At 70.5% G+C, this 17,357-nt stretch carries 14 protein-coding genes and 4 pseudogenes; 7 read left to right on the top strand and 11 right to left on the bottom strand.

Features of this window, described 5'->3' with window-relative positions:
• Window positions 1-25: 25 nt before the first annotated feature.
• Window positions 26-148: pseudogene (locus OG289_RS36950) on the top strand (response regulator transcription factor); the annotation flags it as partial.
• On the opposite strand, the gene OG289_RS36945 reads toward OG289_RS36950, so the two are convergent.
• Window positions 118-597, bottom strand: a complete 480-nt coding sequence (locus OG289_RS36945) for a DedA family protein (RefSeq protein ID WP_327318371.1) — start codon at window positions 595-597, stop codon at window positions 118-120. The pseudogene OG289_RS36950 and the gene OG289_RS36945 sit on opposite strands and share 31 nt — an antisense overlap.
• A gap of 66 nt (window positions 598-663) precedes the next feature.
• Here OG289_RS36945 and OG289_RS36940 point away from each other — a divergent pair.
• The 3 genes and pseudogenes from OG289_RS36940 to OG289_RS49815 form a co-directional block, all read left to right on the top strand.
• A pseudogene (locus OG289_RS36940) lies at window positions 664-849 on the top strand (response regulator transcription factor); the annotation flags it as partial.
• A 228-nt stretch (window positions 850-1,077) separates the two neighbouring features.
• Window positions 1,078-1,803, top strand: coding sequence for a class I SAM-dependent methyltransferase (locus tag OG289_RS36935; RefSeq protein ID WP_327318370.1), 726 nt, complete (start codon window positions 1,078-1,080; stop codon window positions 1,801-1,803).
• 188 nt (window positions 1,804-1,991) lie between these two features.
• Window positions 1,992-2,114, top strand: a pseudogene (locus tag OG289_RS49815) (Tn3 family transposase); the annotation flags it as partial.
• 51 nt (window positions 2,115-2,165) lie between these two features.
• Here the strand turns inward: OG289_RS49815 and OG289_RS36930 are convergent.
• Window positions 2,166-2,603, bottom strand: a complete 438-nt coding sequence (locus OG289_RS36930) for an Lrp/AsnC family transcriptional regulator (RefSeq protein WP_327318369.1) — start codon at window positions 2,601-2,603, stop codon at window positions 2,166-2,168.
• 171 nt (window positions 2,604-2,774) lie between these two features.
• Here OG289_RS36930 and OG289_RS36925 point away from each other — a divergent pair, with 171 nt between their 5' ends.
• Entirely contained in the window at window positions 2,775-4,049 is a 1,275-nt protein-coding gene (locus tag OG289_RS36925; protein WP_327318368.1) for an ArgE/DapE family deacylase, read from the top strand.
• A gap of 63 nt (window positions 4,050-4,112) precedes the next feature.
• On the opposite strand, the pseudogene OG289_RS36920 reads toward OG289_RS36925, so the two are convergent.
• The 3 genes and pseudogenes from OG289_RS36920 to OG289_RS36910 all read right to left on the bottom strand — a co-directional run.
• Window positions 4,113-4,735 (bottom strand): annotated as a pseudogene (locus OG289_RS36920) (site-specific integrase); the annotation flags it as partial.
• Window positions 4,736-5,067: 332 nt separating this feature from the next.
• Window positions 5,068-6,408, bottom strand: coding sequence for a class I SAM-dependent RNA methyltransferase (locus OG289_RS36915; RefSeq protein ID WP_327318367.1), 1,341 nt, complete (start codon window positions 6,406-6,408; stop codon window positions 5,068-5,070).
• Between the two features lie 115 nt (window positions 6,409-6,523).
• Window positions 6,524-8,611: an APC family permease gene (locus tag OG289_RS36910; RefSeq protein ID WP_327318366.1), complete on the bottom strand. Its 2,088-nt coding sequence runs from the start codon at window positions 8,609-8,611 to the stop codon at window positions 6,524-6,526.
• 437 nt (window positions 8,612-9,048) lie between these two features.
• Here OG289_RS36910 and OG289_RS36905 point away from each other — a divergent pair, with 437 nt between their 5' ends.
• Complete coding sequence (locus OG289_RS36905) at window positions 9,049-9,717, top strand: potassium channel family protein (RefSeq protein WP_319670383.1); 669 nt, start codon at window positions 9,049-9,051, stop codon at window positions 9,715-9,717.
• On the top strand, window positions 9,717-10,394 hold the full coding sequence (locus OG289_RS36900; protein ID WP_327318365.1) for a potassium channel family protein: 678 nt from the start codon (window positions 9,717-9,719) through the stop codon (window positions 10,392-10,394). The genes OG289_RS36905 and OG289_RS36900 overlap by 1 nt, the downstream gene beginning before the upstream one ends.
• Window positions 10,395-10,548: 154 nt before the next feature.
• On the opposite strand, the gene OG289_RS36895 is transcribed toward OG289_RS36900, so the two are convergent.
• The 6 genes from OG289_RS36895 to OG289_RS36870 all read right to left on the bottom strand — a co-directional run bounded on the left by OG289_RS36895 (window position 10,549) and on the right by OG289_RS36870 (window position 17,357).
• On the bottom strand, window positions 10,549-11,313 hold the full coding sequence (locus tag OG289_RS36895) for a DUF3159 domain-containing protein (RefSeq protein WP_327318364.1): 765 nt from the start codon (window positions 11,311-11,313) through the stop codon (window positions 10,549-10,551).
• 3 nt (window positions 11,314-11,316) lie between these two features.
• Window positions 11,317-11,715: an OB-fold nucleic acid binding domain-containing protein gene (locus OG289_RS36890; RefSeq protein WP_327318363.1), complete on the bottom strand. Its 399-nt coding sequence runs from the start codon at window positions 11,713-11,715 to the stop codon at window positions 11,317-11,319.
• A 69-nt stretch (window positions 11,716-11,784) separates the two neighbouring features.
• Window positions 11,785-12,501 carry a response regulator gene (locus tag OG289_RS36885; RefSeq protein WP_327318362.1) on the bottom strand — a complete coding sequence of 239 codons (717 nt, stop codon included), beginning with the start codon at window positions 12,499-12,501 and terminating at the stop codon, window positions 11,785-11,787.
• Window positions 12,495-15,044: an ATP-binding protein gene (locus tag OG289_RS36880; protein ID WP_327318361.1), complete on the bottom strand. Its 2,550-nt coding sequence runs from the start codon at window positions 15,042-15,044 to the stop codon at window positions 12,495-12,497. Before OG289_RS36880 ends, OG289_RS36885 begins: the two co-directional genes overlap by 7 nt.
• Window positions 15,045-15,244: 200 nt before the next feature.
• Window positions 15,245-16,423: an alginate lyase family protein gene (locus OG289_RS36875; RefSeq protein WP_327318360.1), complete on the bottom strand. Its 1,179-nt coding sequence runs from the start codon at window positions 16,421-16,423 to the stop codon at window positions 15,245-15,247.
• Window positions 16,424-16,592: 169 nt separating this feature from the next.
• Window positions 16,593-17,357, bottom strand: coding sequence for a DUF3710 domain-containing protein (locus tag OG289_RS36870; RefSeq protein ID WP_327318359.1), 765 nt, complete (start codon window positions 17,355-17,357; stop codon window positions 16,593-16,595).

Here is a 17,357-nt window from a genome sequence, read left to right as displayed (position 1 = left end):
TCCGCTCACCTTCCTCGCTCCTAGCGTTTCCCTCGCCGAGTCCACCGTCAAGTCCCACGTCAGCAGCATCCTCACCAAGATCGGAGTCCGGGACCGGGTCCAGGCCGTGATCTTCGCCTACGACACCGGCCTCGTCAGACCTGCCTGAACATGACCGGAAGACTCCGCAGCGGGCTCAGGCGCCGGTCCCTGTGCTTCAGGAACGTGGCGGCGCCTGCGTCTCCACAGCAGCGCGCCCCCGATCGCCGTCAGAGCGACGACGGCAAAGGCGGGGCCGCCCAGCGTGAGGACGCGCTGGAGGGAGGTCGCGGCGGCGTATCCGACACCCGCTTCCACTGCGGCCCACAGGCAGGCGGCGACGACGCTGTACGGGGCGATGCGCCGGTAGGGCAGGCGGGTGGCGCCCGCGGAGTGCGGGGCGAGGGTGCGCACCACCGGCAGGAAGCGGGCCACGAAGACCGCTCGGCCGCCGTGGCGCGTCATCAGCGTCTCGGCCCTGCCCCACGCGGCATCCGGAACGCGACGGCCCATGCGGCCGGCGCGCAGCCGGTCACCGAGATACCTGCCGGTGCGGTGGGCGAGGAAGTCACCCGCCACCACGGCACCGGCTGCGGCTGCGATGACGAGGAGAAGGTCGACCTGGCCGGTGCGGGCCAGTGCGCAACCCCCCGCGAACGCGACGTGCTCACCCTGCTCGCCCAAGGCGACACCAATGCCGACATCGCCACCCGCCTCGCCATGCGCGAGAGCACCGTCAAGGCCCACGTCAGCCGTGTCCTGACCGCACTGGAAGTCACCAACCGCGTCCAGGCCGCCCTCCTGGCCCGCGACGCGGGCATCACAGCCTGACTGGGCGACACCGGGAACCCGGAAGGGGAGTCCGACAACCCCGACGCGATGTCGCCCCTGTCGGCATCCGCCGCCGCGTCCCGCCGCCCTGCTGCTCCGTGGGCGGAGCCTTGGCGGGCGGACGGCTCTGCCCGACGTCTGTCCCGTCAGCGGCCCCTACTTTCGTAGGGGGTCAACCTCGCAGAACGACGGATCCGATGCGAAACACCAGCTTCTACCGTCGAACCCATGAACGGCTGGACCACCTCCCACGACCGAGTCCTGGCGCAGCGCCGCGCAGAAGGCTGGATGTTCCTGATCGAAGCGGCCCGCGATCTGCGGCCTGCCGGTGCTGCCGCCCCCAGCGGAAACGCGCTGGCCCGGGCCCTGACCGAACCCGTGCGGGTCCAGGCGCCCCGTCCGCTGGCAGTGCTGGAAGCCGGCGCCGGCACCGGAGGGGTCACTCGCTCCCTGATATCCCAACTGCCCCGGGGCAGCCGCCTGGACGTCGTCGAAGCCGATCCGCGGTTCGCCACGCAGTTGCGCCACCTCGCCGCCACGCATCCCGCCCCGGCAGGCGGGCCCCGGCCGGTGACCGTGCACCAGACGTGCGTCGAGGACCTCGATACCGACGACCGCTTCGACGTGATCGTCTCCGGGCTGCCGCTGAGCAAGTTCACCCCGGTAGAGGTCGAGCGCATCTTGGCCCGCTGCATGGAACTGCTGCATCCGGGCGGCACCCTGACCTGCTTCACCCACGTCGCCATATGCAGGCTCCGTGCCCTGACCGCATCACGGAGGGAAGCGCGCCGAGGGGCCGCGGTGAACGAGATCATGTCCGCCTACCAGCGCAGTTACGCCACCGGCCGCCGGACCGTGTGGGCCAACCTGCCTCCAGCCGACGTCTGGCGCCTGCAACGGCCCTGCGTCTCCCCCGACGGCCAGCGGCGGACACGGGACGGAGTGGGCCAGTGAACGCTCACACGGTGGCGGAGCGGGACACAAGCGCAGCATAGGAACCGCACAGCCCCATCGGCAGGCTTGAGCAGGGAAACTCCCCCACCCCCTGGCCCTCTCTCCCGGCTGCTCGGGCCACCGAGCGGCCGCCGCGGCTCCGACGCGACCGGCTCGGCCCCGCGCGGCAAACGGCGCAACCCGAGCACGTCCTCTTCTGCACGAGGTACGTGGACCCCGCGGTCAACCAGTTGCGGTCGGACGGGTTCGACGTCCGCGACGAGGACGTCGCCCGCCTCTCTCCGTTCGTGCGGCACCACATCAATATGCTCTGCGGTCCGTCGGCCTCCGCCCAGAATCCGGCGGTGGTTCTGGGACGGCTGTCACAGATGCGGCCGTTTGATCAGCCGGGACAAGACGATGGCGCTCTCCGTACGCTCGACGGGCTCGGTCGCGCGGACCCGCTGGATGGCCTGTTCCAGATGCGTGATGCTCTCGGCGAGAAGGTGGATCACAGCGTCCGCGGCACCGGAAACGGTACAAGCCTCGACGACCTCCGGGACGTCCTCCAGGGCCCGGCGCAGCTCCGCGGGGGTGGGGTTGCCTCGGCAATAGACCTCGACGAACGCTTCGGTCCGCCATGCGAGCACCTGCGGATCGAGAACGGCCGTGAAGCCGCGGATCGCGCCGGTGAGGACGAGCCGGTCCAGTCGTCGTTTGGCTGTCGACGCCGACAGGTTGGCGGCTTTGCCGATCTCGGCGTATGTGGCCCGCGCGTTCTGCTGCACGCAGCGGACGATCGCCTCATCGATGGGGTCCACGGGCGCCTCCGGAGGATTTCGCAACCGACTGAGTGCGCAATGATCCACCAGAACACCCCAGATATTGCAAGTAATCGCTGGTGGGTAGCAGGAAATGAAGATTGTTTGCGCCGGAAGGCGGCCATAGTGTCCGGATCGACCTGACGTCGATCTGCCAGGAGCAGTGCTGCCATGACCTCATCCCTGAGCGACGCCGAAGCCGCCGCGCTGGCCGCGGTGGACGAAGCGGCCGTCGCCCGGACGCTGCTGGAACTGCTCGCTGTGCCGAGCGTGACGGGCAGCGCCGCCGAATCCGAGCTGCAGCACCTCTTGGCCCGGCACCTCCAGCGACTGGACCTCGACGTCGACCTGTGGTCCATGAACCTGCCCGAACTGCGCGCGGACCCCGCCTACCCGGGCGCCGAGGCCCCGCGAGACGAGGCGTGGGGGCTGGTGGGAAGCACACGCAACGACAGCGACGGACCGACCCTCGTCCTCCAGGGCCACGTCGACGTCGTGCCTCCCGGCGACCGGGCGCGCTGGGCGGGCGACCCGTTCGTGCCCCGGGTCACGGGCGACCTCGTCCACGGCCGCGGCGCCTGCGACATGAAGGCCGGGCTGGCGGCCGTGCTCGCGGCCCTGACCGCCATCCGCACCACCGGGGTGAGACTGCGCGGCCGTCTCGCGGCCCACTTCGTGGTCAGCGAGGAGGACGGCGGACTCGGCGCGTTCGGCACGCTCCGACGCGGCCACACCGCCGACGCCTGCATCATCGCCGAACCGACCAGCGGCACGCTGATGACAGCGAACGCAGGAGCCCTGACCTTCCGCATCGAGGTCCCCGGCCAGGCGACCCACGGCAGCACCCGCTACGCAGGGGTCAGCGCCCTCGACGCCTACCTCCCCCTCCACCGCGCACTGGCCCGTCTGGAAGCCGCCCGCAATTGCGATCCCCATCCACTGATGGCCGCCTACCCCATCCCCTACCCGCTGTCAGTCGGCACGGTCCACGCCGGTGACTGGGCCAGCAGCGTCCCCGACCTCCTCGTGGCAGAGGGACGACTGGGCGTCCGGCTGGACGAGGACCCGGCCGACGCCCGCACGGAACTGGAGAACTGCATCGCCCAAGCCTGCGCCGCCGATCCCTGGCTGCGTGCCCACCCGGCCACGGTGACCTGGCCCGGCGGTCATTTCGCCAGTGGCCGGATGCCGGACGGCCATCCTCTGGCGGCGCTGGTCGGTCACGCCCACGCCGACGTCACAGGCAGCGGGCCGGCGCGTGAGCAGGGCGCGCCGTACGGCAGCGACCTGCGGCTGTACGGCGCGCAGGGCATCCCCACGCTCCAGTACGGGCCCGGCGAAGTGCGGTGGGCACACGGGCCGCAGGAACAGGTGCGTCTCGCCGAGGTCATCACCGTCACCCGCACGCTGGTCCTGGCCGCGCTGCGGACAGTGGGCACAAGGTAGACCCACAGCCTCTGGCACCCCACACCCAACGCTGTCCGCCCAGGCCGACCGGCAGGAAGGCTCTTACCGCCCTAGCCCGCACTGCCACGCCTCCAGGTCGCGGTCAACTACTCGGCGCCTGCTGTCACCGGGCGCAAGCAGGCTGGTGACTTCGGCGATCGCCTCCGCCGACGGGTGCGGCACGCGATGCCGGACGTTCTCCGGCATCGCGTGCCGCGACTTTGCCATGAGCATCGACAGGCTGGCCCCGGCCTCGCCGAGGTGGGTGAGGCTGGAGTGCCTCCATTCGTGCAGGTCCCAGCCCGTGCCCGGCACCCCGCCGACGGCCGTGTGCGCGTCCAGGAGGGCGCGGGCCCGCCCGTACGACAGCCGGGCCAGCCCGGGCTGACGACTTTTCCGGGGCCGGGGCAGCGGTGGGTAACGAACACCGGCCCAGGGCGCGGCCCTTGATCAGCCGGGGTAGCAGGCGGTGATGCCGGCGTCCCCATACACGGGCTCCATCGCGAACTCCTCGCGCGGGGCACCGCGGCGGCGCGTACGCGGTCGGGCGCCCTTCGCCTTCACCGGGGCCCGGCGGCCGGCCAAGGGCCAGCTCCTCGATGTCGACGCCGAGGTTCTCCTCCGCCCGCGCGACCGCAACGAGCGATCGGCCGGTAGATCGCCGTCTTCGAGCGGGCCGGGGACTCCCTGGCCTTCAGCGGTCCCTGGCCCGCCGGGCCCACCGAGGCCCAACGGCGGCGACCTCAAGCCCTTCCTCGGCCACTGGAGCCCTTACGGACCCCGCTCCTACTGAGACCCAACCAGGCGATAATCGACAGGTTTTCACCAAGAGACGGCGAAGCAGGGGCCCCGACAGACCCCATCCAACGCGCCGTCACCTGCGAGAACAACCGCGTGACACCCCATCAGAACGTGCGTCAAATGAGCGACAAAGCGCCTCTCGGAGCGTCATTTGAGCGTCAAGAACCTGCCCGTAACGCACATGGCACACATAGCGCACGCCGAACAAAGCCGCAGGTCAGTGAGCCTTTTCGGCGGGCTCAAGGATGGCGACGCACTCCACATGATGCGTCATCGGAAACAGATCGAACGCCCGCAGCGTCCGCACCCGGTACCCGCCGTCCCGGAAGTACGCCAGATCCCGCGCCAGCGCAGCCGGATCGCACGCCACGTATGCGATCTTCCGCGCCCCCAGCGATGTCAGGTGCTCCACCGTCTTGCGCCCCGCCCCCGCCCGCGGCGGGTCCAGGACGATCAGGTCGACCTCGGTGATCCCGGTGCGCGGGAGGACGCTCTCCACCTTGCCCTGCTCGATGCGCACCCGATCGAAGCCGGCCAGGTTGTGCCGGGCGTCCTCGACCGCGCGCTTGCCGGACTCGATGCCGAGGACCGCGCCCTTCTCCCCGAGGCGGTCGGCGAGGGCGCCCGCGAACAGGCCCACGCCGCAGTACAGGTCGAGCGCCATGTCGCCCTTGCGCGGCAGCAGGCCCTGCATGACGGCCTTGACGAGGGTGTCGGCGGCCTGCGGGTGGACCTGCCAGAAGCCGCCGCTGCCCACGCGGTACGTACGGCCGTCGGCCCGCTCGCGTACGAAGGCGCGGCCGTGGACGCGGTGGATGCCGCCGTCCTTCTCCTCGACGCGCATCACGGAGACCGGCTTGTCGAGCTCGACCAGGGGGAGCCTGGCGCCCGGCTGGGGCTCCAGAATCACCATGCGGTCCTGGGAGCCCGTAGCCGCGATCGCCTCGACCGAGGCCATGCCGGACCAGTCGCGCTCCTCGATGCCCAGCTCGCTCACGCCCGGCGCCGCGATCATGCAGTGCTCGACGGGCTCGACCTCGTGCGAGCGGTGGCGTCGCAGACCGGCGTTGCCGTCGGCGTCCACCGCGTACTGCACGCGCGTGCGCCACTGCGGCACCTGGCCCGCCGGCAGCTTGTCGCCCTCGGCCGGCATCACGGTGCCGTCCCAGCCGGCCTCCTCGGGGGTGAGGCCCGCGAGCCGCAGCAGCTGCTCGGCGATCACCTCGCCCTTGAGGCGGCGCTGGGCGCCCGGCTTGGCGTGCTGCCAGTCGCAGCCGCCGCAGCGGCCGGGGCCGGCGTACGGGCAGGGGGCCTCGACCCGGTCCTTGGACGCCTCCAGCACCCGCACCGCGTCCGCGCGCAGGTACCGGGCGCCCTCCTCGCCGTCGGTCACCCGGGCCACGACCCGCTCGCCGGGCAGCGTGTGCCGGACGAACAGCACCTGGCCGGATTCGGTACGGGCGATGCAGTGGCCGCCGTGGGCGACGGGGCCGATCTCGACCTCGTACTCCTCGCCCACCAGGGATACCGCCTGCGACTTCTTCGGTTCTGCCTGCATGGCGGGGTGACTCCACAACGTCGAACGAGGAACGGCCGGACAACAGCCCACCAGTCTACGTGGCTGTCGTCCGGCCGTTCACCACGAGCCGGGTGCCCGGTGCGCGGAGCGAGGGTCAGCTCTTCGCGTCCGGCTTCGAAGAGCCCGTCTTGCCGCCGGTACCGGACGGCTCCTTCGGCCGCCCCTCCTGCAGGGGACCGCGCCGCACCGAACCCGGAGCGTTCCACTCCTGCCGCCTGCGGGCCCGGATCTTCGCCGCCTCGGAGGACTGCAGCTGGTACGGAATGGACGTGACCATGACGCCCGGCGTGAACAGCAGCCGGCCCTTCAACCGGAGCGCGCTCTGGTTGTGCAGCAGGTGCTCGTACCAGTGGCCGACCACGTACTCGGGGATGATCACCGACACCGCGTCGCGCGGCGAATCCCGGCGCAGGCTCTTGACGTACTCGATGACCGGCCGCGTGACCTCGCGGTAGGGCGAGTCCAGCACCTTCAGCGGTACGTCGATCCCGCGCCGTTCCCACTCCTCGCGCAGCGCCTTCGTCTCGGCCGGGTCGACGTTGACGGTGAGCGCCTCCAGGGTGTCGGAGCGCATCAGCTTGGCGTAGGCGAGGGCGCGCAGGGTCGGGCGGTGGATCTTGGAGATCAGCAGCACCGAGTGGACGCGCGAGGGCCGGACGCTGTCGTCGCTGGGGCCCTCGGGGGCGACGAGTTCCGCGGCCACGCCGTCGTAGTGGCGGCGGATCGCGGTCATCGTCGCGTAGAAGATCACCATGCCGAGCAGGGCGACCCAGGCGCCGTGCGTGAACTTGGTGACCAGGACGACCACCAGGACCAGGCCGGTGAAGAAGGCGCCGAAGGTGTTGATCGCGCGGGAGCGGACCATGTGGCGGCGCTTGGCCTGGTCGGTCTCGGCCGCCAGGTGCCGGTTCCAGTGCCGGACCATGCCGGTCTGGCTGAGCGTGAAGGACACGAACACGCCGACGATGTACAGCTGGATCAGCCGGGTGGAGTCGGCACCGTAGATGACCACCAGCAGCATGGCCGCGCCGGCGAGCAGCACGATGCCGTTGGAGAAGGCGAGGCGGTCGCCGCGGGTGTGCAGCTGGCGGGGCAGGTAGCGGTCCTGGGCGAGGATCGAGCCGAGCACCGGAAAGCCGTTGTAGGCGGTGTTCGCCGCCAGGAACAGCACCAGGGCGGTGGCCGCGGCGAGCACGATGAAGAAGAAGCTGCCCTTGCCGAAGACGGCCTCGGCGACCTGGGTGATCACCGGGTTCTGGACGTATCCGGAGCCGACCCCGACACCGTCCTTGAGCAGGTCGACGGCCGGGTTCTCGGCCATCCGGACCTTGGTCACCAGGGCCAGGACGATGATCCCGCAGAACATGGTGACGGCCAGCAGGCCCATCGCCGCCAGCGTGGTCGCCGCGTTCTTCGACTTGGGCTTGCGGAAGGCCGGAACGCCGTTGGAGATCGCCTCGACCCCGGTGAGCGCGGCACAGCCGGAGGAGAAGGCGCGCAGCATCAGGAAGACGAGCGCGAAGCCCGCCAGGCCCTGGTGTTCGGCCTTGATCGTGTACTCGGCCGTCGGCGCCCGCATCTGGTCGTCGAGGACCAGCCCGCGGAAGGCGCCCCACGCGATCATGAGGAAGACGCCCGCGACGAACACATACGTCGGGATCGCGAAGAGCTTGCCGGACTCCTTGACCCCGCGCAGGTTCATCAGTGTCAGCAGCACGATCACGGCGACCGCGCAGGCCACCTTGTGCTCGACGACGAACGGGATCGCGGAGCCGAGGTTCTCGATGCCGGAGGCGATGGAGACGGCGACGGTCAGGACGTAGTCGACGAGCAGCGCGCTCGCGACCGTCAGGCCGGCCTTGGGACCGAGGTTGGTGGTGGCCACCTCGTAGTCGCCACCACCGCTGGGGTAGGCGTGGACGTTCTGCCGGTAGGAGGCGACCACCGTGAACATCAGCACGACGACCGCGAGGGCGATCCACGGGCTGAAGTGGTAGGCCGACACGCCCGCGATGGACAGGACCAGCAGCACCTCCCCGGGCGCGTAGGCCACGGAGGACAGCGGGTCGGAAGCGAAGACGGGTAGGGCGATGCGCTTCGGCAGGAGCGTTTCCCCCAGCCGATCACTGCGCAGTGCGCGCCCGATCAGAATTCGTTTGGGCACGTCGGTCAGTTTGGACACAACAGAGAAGCGTAAGCCTTCGAACACGGGACCGCCCACCCTCCCCCCGGCTCGACCGGGTGATGGGCTGCCGCGTCTGCCTCCCGGGTGAAATCGGCCCGGCCCGCGCTGCGGATTCCACCGCCGCGCCGGTCGTCATGCCTATATGACAATCCCCGCCCGCTGCCGCCCCTCGGAGGGTCCATGCACACGACCGCGGAGCTCATCGGCGCCATCGGCACCCTCGTAGGCCTCGGAATCCTTACCTTCCTCAGTCTCTCGAGCATCAGCCGTCGCTGATCGCGCAAACCGTGCGCGGACCGTGCACGGGGGTGCCCTGCGAGGACCGCGCGTGTGTAGCTTGGGCGACGGTCTGAGACCCTGTTCAAGGCCGAGCACCATGACCAGGCCAGAAAACTCATCGACTTCTTGACTTTCTTGACCTCGGAAGGACGGTCGTGCACATCGTCATCATGGGCTGCGGCAGAGTGGGTTCCGCTCTCGCCCAGACCCTGGAGCAACAGGGGCACACGGTCGCCGTGATCGACCAGGACCCCACCGCCTTCCGACGACTGGGCTCCGGTTTCGGCGGCCGTCGTGTCACCGGGGTCGGCTTCGACCAGGACACCCTGCGCGAGGCGGGCATCGAGGAGGCCGGCGCGTTCGCCGCCGTCTCCAGCGGCGACAACTCCAACATCATCGCCGCCCGCGTGGCCCGCGAGATGTTCGGCATCGAGAACGTCGCGGCCCGCATCTACGACCCCCGGCGCGCCGAGGTCTACCAGCGTCTGGGCATCCCCACCGTCGCCACCGTCCGCTGGACTGCCGACCAGATGCTGCGCCGGCTGCTCCCCTCGGGGGCCGAGCCGCTGTGGCGCGACCCCACCGGGGGCGTCCAGCTCGCCGAGGTGCACGCCGCCCCGTCCTGGGTCGGCCACAAGATCAGCAAGCTGCAGGAGGAGACGGGCGTCCGCGTGGCGTTCCTGACCCGTCTCGGCGAGGCGATCCTGCCCACCTCGCAGACGGTGTTGCAGGAGGGTGACCTGGTGCATGTGATGCTGCGCACCGACGAGGTCGAAAAGGTCGAGGCGTCGTTCGCCGAAGGCCCGAAGGAAGGCGGTCACTGATGAGGGTCGCCATTGCCGGAGCCGGAGCCGTCGGCCGCTCGATCGCGGGCGAGCTGCTGGAGAACGGCCACGAGGTCCTGCTCGTCGACAAGGCGCCGACCGCCATCTCGGTCGAGCGCGTCCCCCAGGCGGAGTGGCTGCTGGCCGACGCCTGCGAGATCACGTCGTTGGACGAGGCGGCGCTCCAGCGCTGCAACGTCGTCATCGCCGCGACCGGCGACGACAAGGTCAACCTGGTCGTCTCGCTCCTGGCCAAGACGGAGTACGGCGTCCCGCGCGTCGTGGCCCGCGTCAACAACCCCAAGAACGAGTGGCTGTTCAACGAGTCCTGGGGCGTGGACGTCGCCGTGTCCACCCCGCGTCTGATGTCCGCCCTGGTCGAGGAGGCGGTGAGCGTCGGCGACCTGGTCCGCCTGCTCCGCTTCAGCCACGGCGACGCCAACCTCGTCGAACTGACCCTCCCCGAGGAGTCGGCCCTGGCCGGCACCCAGGTCGGCGACGTGGAATGGCCGGAGGACACCTCCCTGGTCACCATCATCCGCGGCACCCGGGTGCTGACCCCGTCCCGCGAGGACTCCCTGGAGGCCGGCGACGAACTCCTCTTCGTCGCCGCCCAGGCCCGGGAGGAACAGCTGGAGGACCTGCTGTCGGTCCGCAAGGAGGACACCGGCAGCTGACCTTCGAGGGAGACGACGGCAAAGGGCGCCCTGAAATCTCAGGGCGCCCTTTCCCTACCAGCCCGTCCGGCGTCTGAGGACGAGGCCCCTTGAGGGTCGAAGCGGGGGTCTGGGGGGCGGCAGCCCCCAGGGACGGTCACACCAACGCCGGGAACTACCCTTCCCGGCGGTGCCGCCCACCGGTCTCCGAGGTCGCGGCGGCAGCCTCCCGCTCAGCCTCCGCCTTCTCCTCCGCCTCCATCTCCGAGAACACGTCGATCGGCGCGGGCGCCTTCGCGAGGAACACCCACGTCAGCCAGACGGCCAGCAGGAACGGCGGAATCTTCAGCGCCACCAGCACCCAGCCCAGCTGGGCGGTGTTCGCCCACCAGTACAGCGGGAAGAGGATCGCGCACTTGGCGAGGAGGATCAGCCCCCACGCCCAACTGGCCTTGGCGTACGCCTTCTTGCGGCCGGGGTTGCGGGTGCGCCAGGAGAGGTTCTCCTTGAAGACCGGCCCGAGGATGAGCCCGATCAGCGGCACCCCGCACAGCGTCGTGATGATGTACGCCAGCGCCAGCCCCAGCGTGTAGAGCATGCCCGGCAGATAGAAGTCCTTGGCGTTGCCGGTCATCATCGCGAAGACGACGCCGAAGGCCACACCGAAGACCCCACTGAACGCGTGCTTGACCGTGTCCTTCATCGCCAGCCGGACCACGACCAGGACCAGCGACACCGCGAGCGCGGCGATCGCGGACATGTGCAGGTCCTTGTTGATCGTGAAGATCGTGACGAAGAGCAGGCCGGGCACCACCGTCTCGACCATGCCCCGCACGCCGCCGAACGCCTCGAACAGCGCGGCCTCGGTCACCGCCCGGGCGTCGGCCGCGGCCGTGTCCTCCGCAGTCGTGTCTTCGGTCGGCTTGTCGAGCGACGTCACCGGCTACTCCCTACCCAGGGGTCTCAGTTCGTACTTGGGGTTGAACAGCACCCGGCGGCCCCGGCTCATGGAGACCCGGCCCGATGCTATGAGCCTGCGCCCCGGTTCTATGCCCACGATGGAACGCCTGCCCAGCCACACCACGTCCAACGCGGCGCTGCCGTCGAACAGCTCGGCCTCCAGGGCCGGGACTCCGGCACGCGGCCGCAGGGTGACCGTGCGCAAGGTACCAGTAACCGTGACTATCTGGCGGTCCTGGCAGTCTCCGATGCGCGTACAACCGGTCGTCTCGGCGTCCTCCCGCAGCTCCTCGGACTCCAGGTCCTCCTGCGACGAGGAGAGCCGGTCTAGCATGCGCCGGAACCGGCCCACCGGCTTTTCGGAACGAGGAACAGCACTCATATCTGAAGCGTACCGGGGTGCACCGACAGAGCCGTACCCGCCGCCGTACCGGCCGTCCCGCCCGCCGTACTAGCGCTCGAACCGGTACCCCATCCCGGGTTCCGTGACGAAGTGCTTGGGATGCGAGGGGTCCGCCTCGAGCTTGCGTCTCAGCTGGGCCATGTACACCCGCAGATAGTTCGTCTCCGTCCCGTACGACGGCCCCCACACCTCCTGCAACAGCTGCTTCTGGCTGACCAGACGGCCGGAGTTGCGCACCAGCACCTCCAGCAGATGCCACTCCGTGGGCGTCAGCCGTACGTCCTTCCCGGCCCGGGTGACCTTCTTCGCGGCCAGGTCGACGGTGAACTCGTCGGTCTCCACCAGGACCTCGTCCTCGCCGCCCCCGGCGGGTTCGGCCCGGCGGACCGCGGCCCGCAGCCGCGCCAGCAGCTCGTCCATGCCGAAGGGCTTGGTGACGTAGTCGTCGGCGCCGGCGTCGAGCGCCTCGACCTTCTCGTCCGAGGAGTGCCGGGCGGACAGCACCAGGATCGGCACCCTGGTCCAGCCGCGCAGCCCCTTGATCACCGCGACGCCGTCCATGTCCGGCAGCCCCAGGTCGAGGACGATCACGTCCGGGTGGCGGGCGGCGGCGAGCCGGAGGGCGGTGGCACCGTCGTGAGCGGCGTCGACCTCGTACTTGCGGGCCTTGAGGTTGATCACGAGGGCGCGCACGATCTGCGGCTCGTCGTCGATCACGAGCACCCTCGTGGGAGCCTGGGGTGTCCCCCCAGCCGGGCTCAGCATGAGGCCTGCCTTTCGCGTTGTACGGGTTGCAGCTCGGGGCGCGGTCCCGCCGCGCGGACGGTGAGGACCATGGTGAGGCCGCCACCTGGGGTGTCCTCGGCGTTGAGGGTGCCGCCCATGGCCTCGGCGAAGCCACGCGCGACCGCCAGGCCGAGCCCCACCCCGGCCCCGCGCGGGGCGTCACCGTACCGCTGGAAGGGCGCGAATATCCGCTCCTTGGCCTCGTCGGGGACACCCGGCCCACGGTCCACGACCCGCACCTCGACACGGTCGGACATCGCACTCGCCGAGACCAGCACGGGCTCACCGCCCGGGCTGTACTTGACCGCGTTCTCCACGAGGTTGGCGACCGACCGCTCCAGCAGTCCGGCGTCCACGGCGACCATGGGCAGCGTCTCCGGGATGTCCAGCTCCACGCTCTCCTCCGGATCCGGGACCCCGCCGAGCGCCATCGGCACCACCTCGTCGAGGTCGATCTCCCGGATGATCGGCGTGACCGTACCGGTCTGGAGGCGGGACATGTCCAGCAGGTTGCCCACCAGGTGGTCCAGGCGGTCCGCGCCCTCCTCGATGCCCTCCAGCAGCTCCGCCCGGTCCTCCTCCGACCAGGCCACGTCGTCGGATCTGAGGCTCGACACCGCCGCCTTGATCCCGGCCAGCGGCGTGCGCAGGTCGTGGCTGACGGCGGCCAGCAGGGCCGTGCGGATGCGGTTGCCCTCGGCCAGCGCGCGGGCCTGGTCGGCCTCCTCCTGCAGGCGCCGCCGGTCCAGCACGACGACCGCCTGCGCGGCGAACGCGGCCAGCACCCGCCGGTCCTCGGCGGGCAGCACCCGCCCGGTGAGCGCCAGCGCCAGATGGTCCCCGACCGGCACGTCCACGTCCGCGTCCTCGGGCCGCTCGACCGGGCGCCCGAGCCCGACGTGGCCCGCGCGGGTCCACGGCGCTCTGTCGTCCGCCCGCTCCAGCAGCGCCGCCGACTCCATCCCGAAGGTCTCCCGCACCCGCTCCAGCAGCGCCTCCAGGCTGGTCTCACCCCGCAGCACGTTGCCCGCCAGGTAGGAGAGGATCTCCGACTCGGCCCGCAACCGGGCCGCCTGATGCGTACGCCGGGCCGCCAGGTCCACCACCGACGCCACCGAGACCCCCACCCCGACGAAGATCACGATGGCGACGATGTTCTTCGGGTCGGCGATCGTCCATCTGTGCAGGGGCGGTGTGTAGAAGTAGTTCAGCAGGAGCGAGCCCACGGCCGCCGAGGCCAGCGCGGGCAGCAGCCCGCCGAGCAGCGCCGCCGCCACGGTCACCGCCAGGAACAGCAGCATGTCGTTGGCGAGGCCGAGATGGACGGAGTTCAGCAGCACCGCCAGCAGTGCCGGGCCCGCCACTCCGACCAGCCAGCCCCAGATGATCCGGGCCCGCCCGAGCCGGGCGCCCCGGGCCACCGGCAGCCCGCGCCCCTTGGCGACCTCGTCGTGGGTGACGATGTGCACGTCGAGGTCGGACCCCGACTCGCGGGCGACCGTCGCACCGACTCCGGGTCCGAAGACGTACTGCCACGCCTTGCGGCGCGAGGAACCGAGCACGATCTGCGTGGCGTTCACCCCTCGGGCGAAGTCGAGCAGCGCGGCCGGTATGTCGTCGCCGACCACGTGATGGAAGGTGCCGCCCAGGTCCTCCACGAGGGTGCGCTGGAGCGCCAGCTCCTTGGGCGAGGCCGAGGTCAGCCCGTCACTGCGCGCGATGTACACGGCCAGCACCTCGCCGCCCGCGCCCTTCTCCGCCAGCCGCGCCGCCCGCCGGATCAGGGTGCGCCCCTCCGGGCCGCCGGTCAGCCCGACAACGATCCGCTCGCGCGAACCCCAGATCGCCGACACCCGGTGCTCGCTGCGGTACTGCTTCAGGTACTCGTCTACCCGGTCGGCCACCCACAGCAGGGCCAGCTCCCGCAGAGCGGTGAGGTTTCCGGGCCGGAAGTAGTTGGACAGGGCTGCGTCGACCTTGTCCGGCTTGTAGATGTTGCCGTGTGCCATCCGCCGCCGCAGCGCCTCGGGTGACATGTCCACCAGCTCGACCTGGTCGGCGCGCCGGACGAACTCGTCGGGCACGGTCTCCTGCTGCCGCACCCCCGTGATCGACTCCACGACGTCGCCGAGGGACTCCAGATGCTGGATGTTCACCGTCGAGACCACGTCGACGCCGGCCGCGAGCAGTTCCTCCACGTCCTGCCAGCGCTTGGCGTTGCGCGAGCCCGGGACGTTCGTGTGGGCGAGCTCGTCCACCAGGGCGACCTGCGGGACGCGGGCCAGGACCGCGTCCACGTCCATCTCGGGGAAGACGCCGCCCCGGTACTCCAGCTCGCGACGCGTAACCTGCTCCAGCCCGTGCGACAGCACCTCGGTGCGCTGCCGCCCGTGGTGCTCCACGAACGCCACGACGCAGTCCGTACCGCGCTCCACCCGCCGGTGCGCCTCGGACAGCATCGCGTACGTCTTGCCCACGCCCGGTGCCGCACCGAGGTAGATCCGAAGCTTGCCGCGTGCCATGGCCTCATTGTCTTCCAGTAACTGCTGCGTACGCAGCGTCGACCTTACGGCCAACAGTTCCGACAAAAGGGACGATCTGAAGTGCGAGGAACGCCTTTGACGCAACCCTGACGCGGTGAGACGAACAACCGGCGCCCCTCAACCCTTCATCGGACGAGCCCCCCGAATCGGTTCACGCGCATCGGTTCACCCGCATCGGATCACGCGGGATTGTCCCCGTGGGTCAGCGTCTCCCAGGCGACGAAGAGGTTGTTGCTGCCGGCCGGGCGGTTCTGCAGGGTCAGCGTCTGCGTGTTGGTCATGGCGATGCCCAGCCGGTTGTGCAGCGCGTTGTAGCCGACCTCGGTGACCGGCCCGAGCCCCGTGTTCAGCGAGCCGCCGCACAGCCACCCCGGGACGGCCGCGCCGAGCTGGTACTTGGCCTGGAAGCCGAGGGCCTGCCGCAGCCGCTCGCCGACGTCGGTGCCGTACAGGTCCTGGCCCTGGATCCGACTGGTCTCGGCGACGTGCGAGATCGCGGAGACGCCGTACCCGGTGTGAGTGAGGTCGCGGCAGGTCTCCTGGGTCAGGCCGGTGACGAAGGTGCCCTGTCCCTGCCAGTAGGCGACGATCTTGTCCCGGGTGTCCAGGTTCTGGCTCGGCACGGTCTTCGGCAGCTCGCCGTCGGAGGCCAGGTAGACGTAGGCGGCCGTGCGGGTACGGAACCTCGCCATGGCCTTGTCGTACGACGCCTTGTCCTCGAGGAAGACGGAGATGCCGATCGCGGCCTCCGTCATCGACAGCTCCCAGTTCCCGTTGGAGTGGGAACCGTTGACGATCTCGGGCAGGTAGACGTCCCGCAGCATGGTCGCGAAGCGGCCCGAGTCGTTCCAGGCGCCGGTGTACGTGTACTTGATGATCTCGGCGGCCCTCGGCCAGGAGGAGCCGGCCCAGCCGGTCTGCAGGGGTGCGTTGCTGTCGGTGTGGTCCTTGATCACGGCCGACCAGGCGTCCATCAGCTCGATGGCCTTCTTCGCGTACCGCTCGTCCCGGGTGACGTACCAGGCGAGGGCGTCGGTGTAGGCGGCGAGGGCGTCCTCGCGCTCGTCCGTGCAACCGTGGTTCGGGTCGGAGTACGACCCGCACTCGACCACGGCTCGGGGCTTGGGGGTGCGGGTCAGGTTCGCGTACTTGCTCGCCAGCAGCTGATCGAAGGCACCTTTCCAGGGCTGGGCCGCGGAGTCGACCTTGCCCCGGACGAAGTCCAGCTGCGCCCGGGAGACGGTGACCCCGGGGTGGGTGAAGGCGGTGGGGGCGGCTTGGGCCCGGGGGACGTTCGGGGACGCGAGAGCGCCCAGGACGAGGGCGGTGACGGTCACAAGGAATGCGGTTCGACGCACAGCGGCTCCGTTCTCGTTCTTGTATATGAACACAGAGCGCCCTTATGAACTCAGGCGTTGAGCGGAGACCGTAGGTCCAGACCAATGGACCGTCAAGGGTGTACGCATGCCGAAGGGCCGCATCCCTAGTCGGGATGCGGCCCTTTCAGCCGTACGGTCTGCCGTGCGCCTAGCGGACCTCGGTGATCTCCGGTCCGCGCTGCAACTGGCCCATGCCGCCGGAGAAGCGGGAGCCCTCATCCTGCTGCTGGACGCCCTCGGGCACCATCTGCGCGTCGTTCGGCAGCTTCAGGACGATCGGGTCGCGCGGCGCCATCGGGCCCTCGCCGCGAACCACGACCGTGTCCCGGAAGATCTGCTCGAGCAGCCCGGCCGCCTGCGGCTGCACCGCGCCCTGGCCCGAGATCACCCCGCGCAGGAACCAGCGGGGACCGTCCACGCCGACGAACCGCACGACATGGAAGCCGCCCGTGCCGTCGGGCAGCTGCACCGGCACCTGGGCCCGCAGCTCCCAGCCCAGCGGGCCCTCGACCTCGTCGACGATGCCACCCTGCTGGGTGATGCCGGAGCCGATCTCCTCGCGCACCTCGCCCCAGATGCCCTCGCGCTTGGGAGCGGCGAAGGCCTGCAGCTGGATGGCGCTGTCGCGCAGCACGACGGTCGCCGCGACGATCGCGTCACCGGCGACCTCGACCCGCAGCTCCATGCCGTCGACCCCGGGCACGAAGATCCCGCCGAGGTCCACGCGGCCCTCGGCCGGGTCGCGTACCTCGGAGTCGTCCCAGGGCCCGTCGGGCCGCGGCTCGGGCTCGAGCCGCACACGCTCGCGCTCGCCTTCTACGTCGTCCGCCTCAGTGTCGACACTGTCGACGACCTGCTCGGCCTCGCCGGCCGCGTCCTCGGCGGCACCCTTCTTCTTGCGACGTCCGAACAC

The sequence above is a fragment of the Streptomyces sp. NBC_01235 genome (genome assembly GCF_035989285.1).
In the GTDB taxonomy this organism is placed as follows: domain Bacteria; phylum Actinomycetota; class Actinomycetes; order Streptomycetales; family Streptomycetaceae; genus Streptomyces.
This window is presented reverse-complemented; position numbering and strand designations above follow the sequence as displayed.

Excerpts from the sequence above, each read along its gene's own strand:
- OG289_RS36935 (WP_327318370.1), top strand. The coding sequence starts at position 1,078 with ATGAACGGCTGGACCACCTCCCACGACCGAGTCCTGGCGCAGCGCCGC.
- OG289_RS36925 (WP_327318368.1), top strand. The coding sequence starts at position 2,775 with ATGACCTCATCCCTGAGCGACGCCGAAGCCGCCGCGCTGGCCGCGGTG.
- OG289_RS36915 (WP_327318367.1), bottom strand. The coding sequence starts at position 6,408 with ATGCAGGCAGAACCGAAGAAGTCGCAGGCGGTATCCCTGGTGGGCGAG.
- OG289_RS36900 (WP_327318365.1), top strand. The coding sequence starts at position 9,717 with ATGAGGGTCGCCATTGCCGGAGCCGGAGCCGTCGGCCGCTCGATCGCG.
- OG289_RS36890 (WP_327318363.1), bottom strand. The coding sequence starts at position 11,715 with ATGAGTGCTGTTCCTCGTTCCGAAAAGCCGGTGGGCCGGTTCCGGCGC.
- OG289_RS36885 (WP_327318362.1), bottom strand. The coding sequence starts at position 12,501 with ATGCTGAGCCCGGCTGGGGGGACACCCCAGGCTCCCACGAGGGTGCTC.
- OG289_RS36880 (WP_327318361.1), bottom strand. The coding sequence starts at position 15,044 with ATGGCACGCGGCAAGCTTCGGATCTACCTCGGTGCGGCACCGGGCGTG.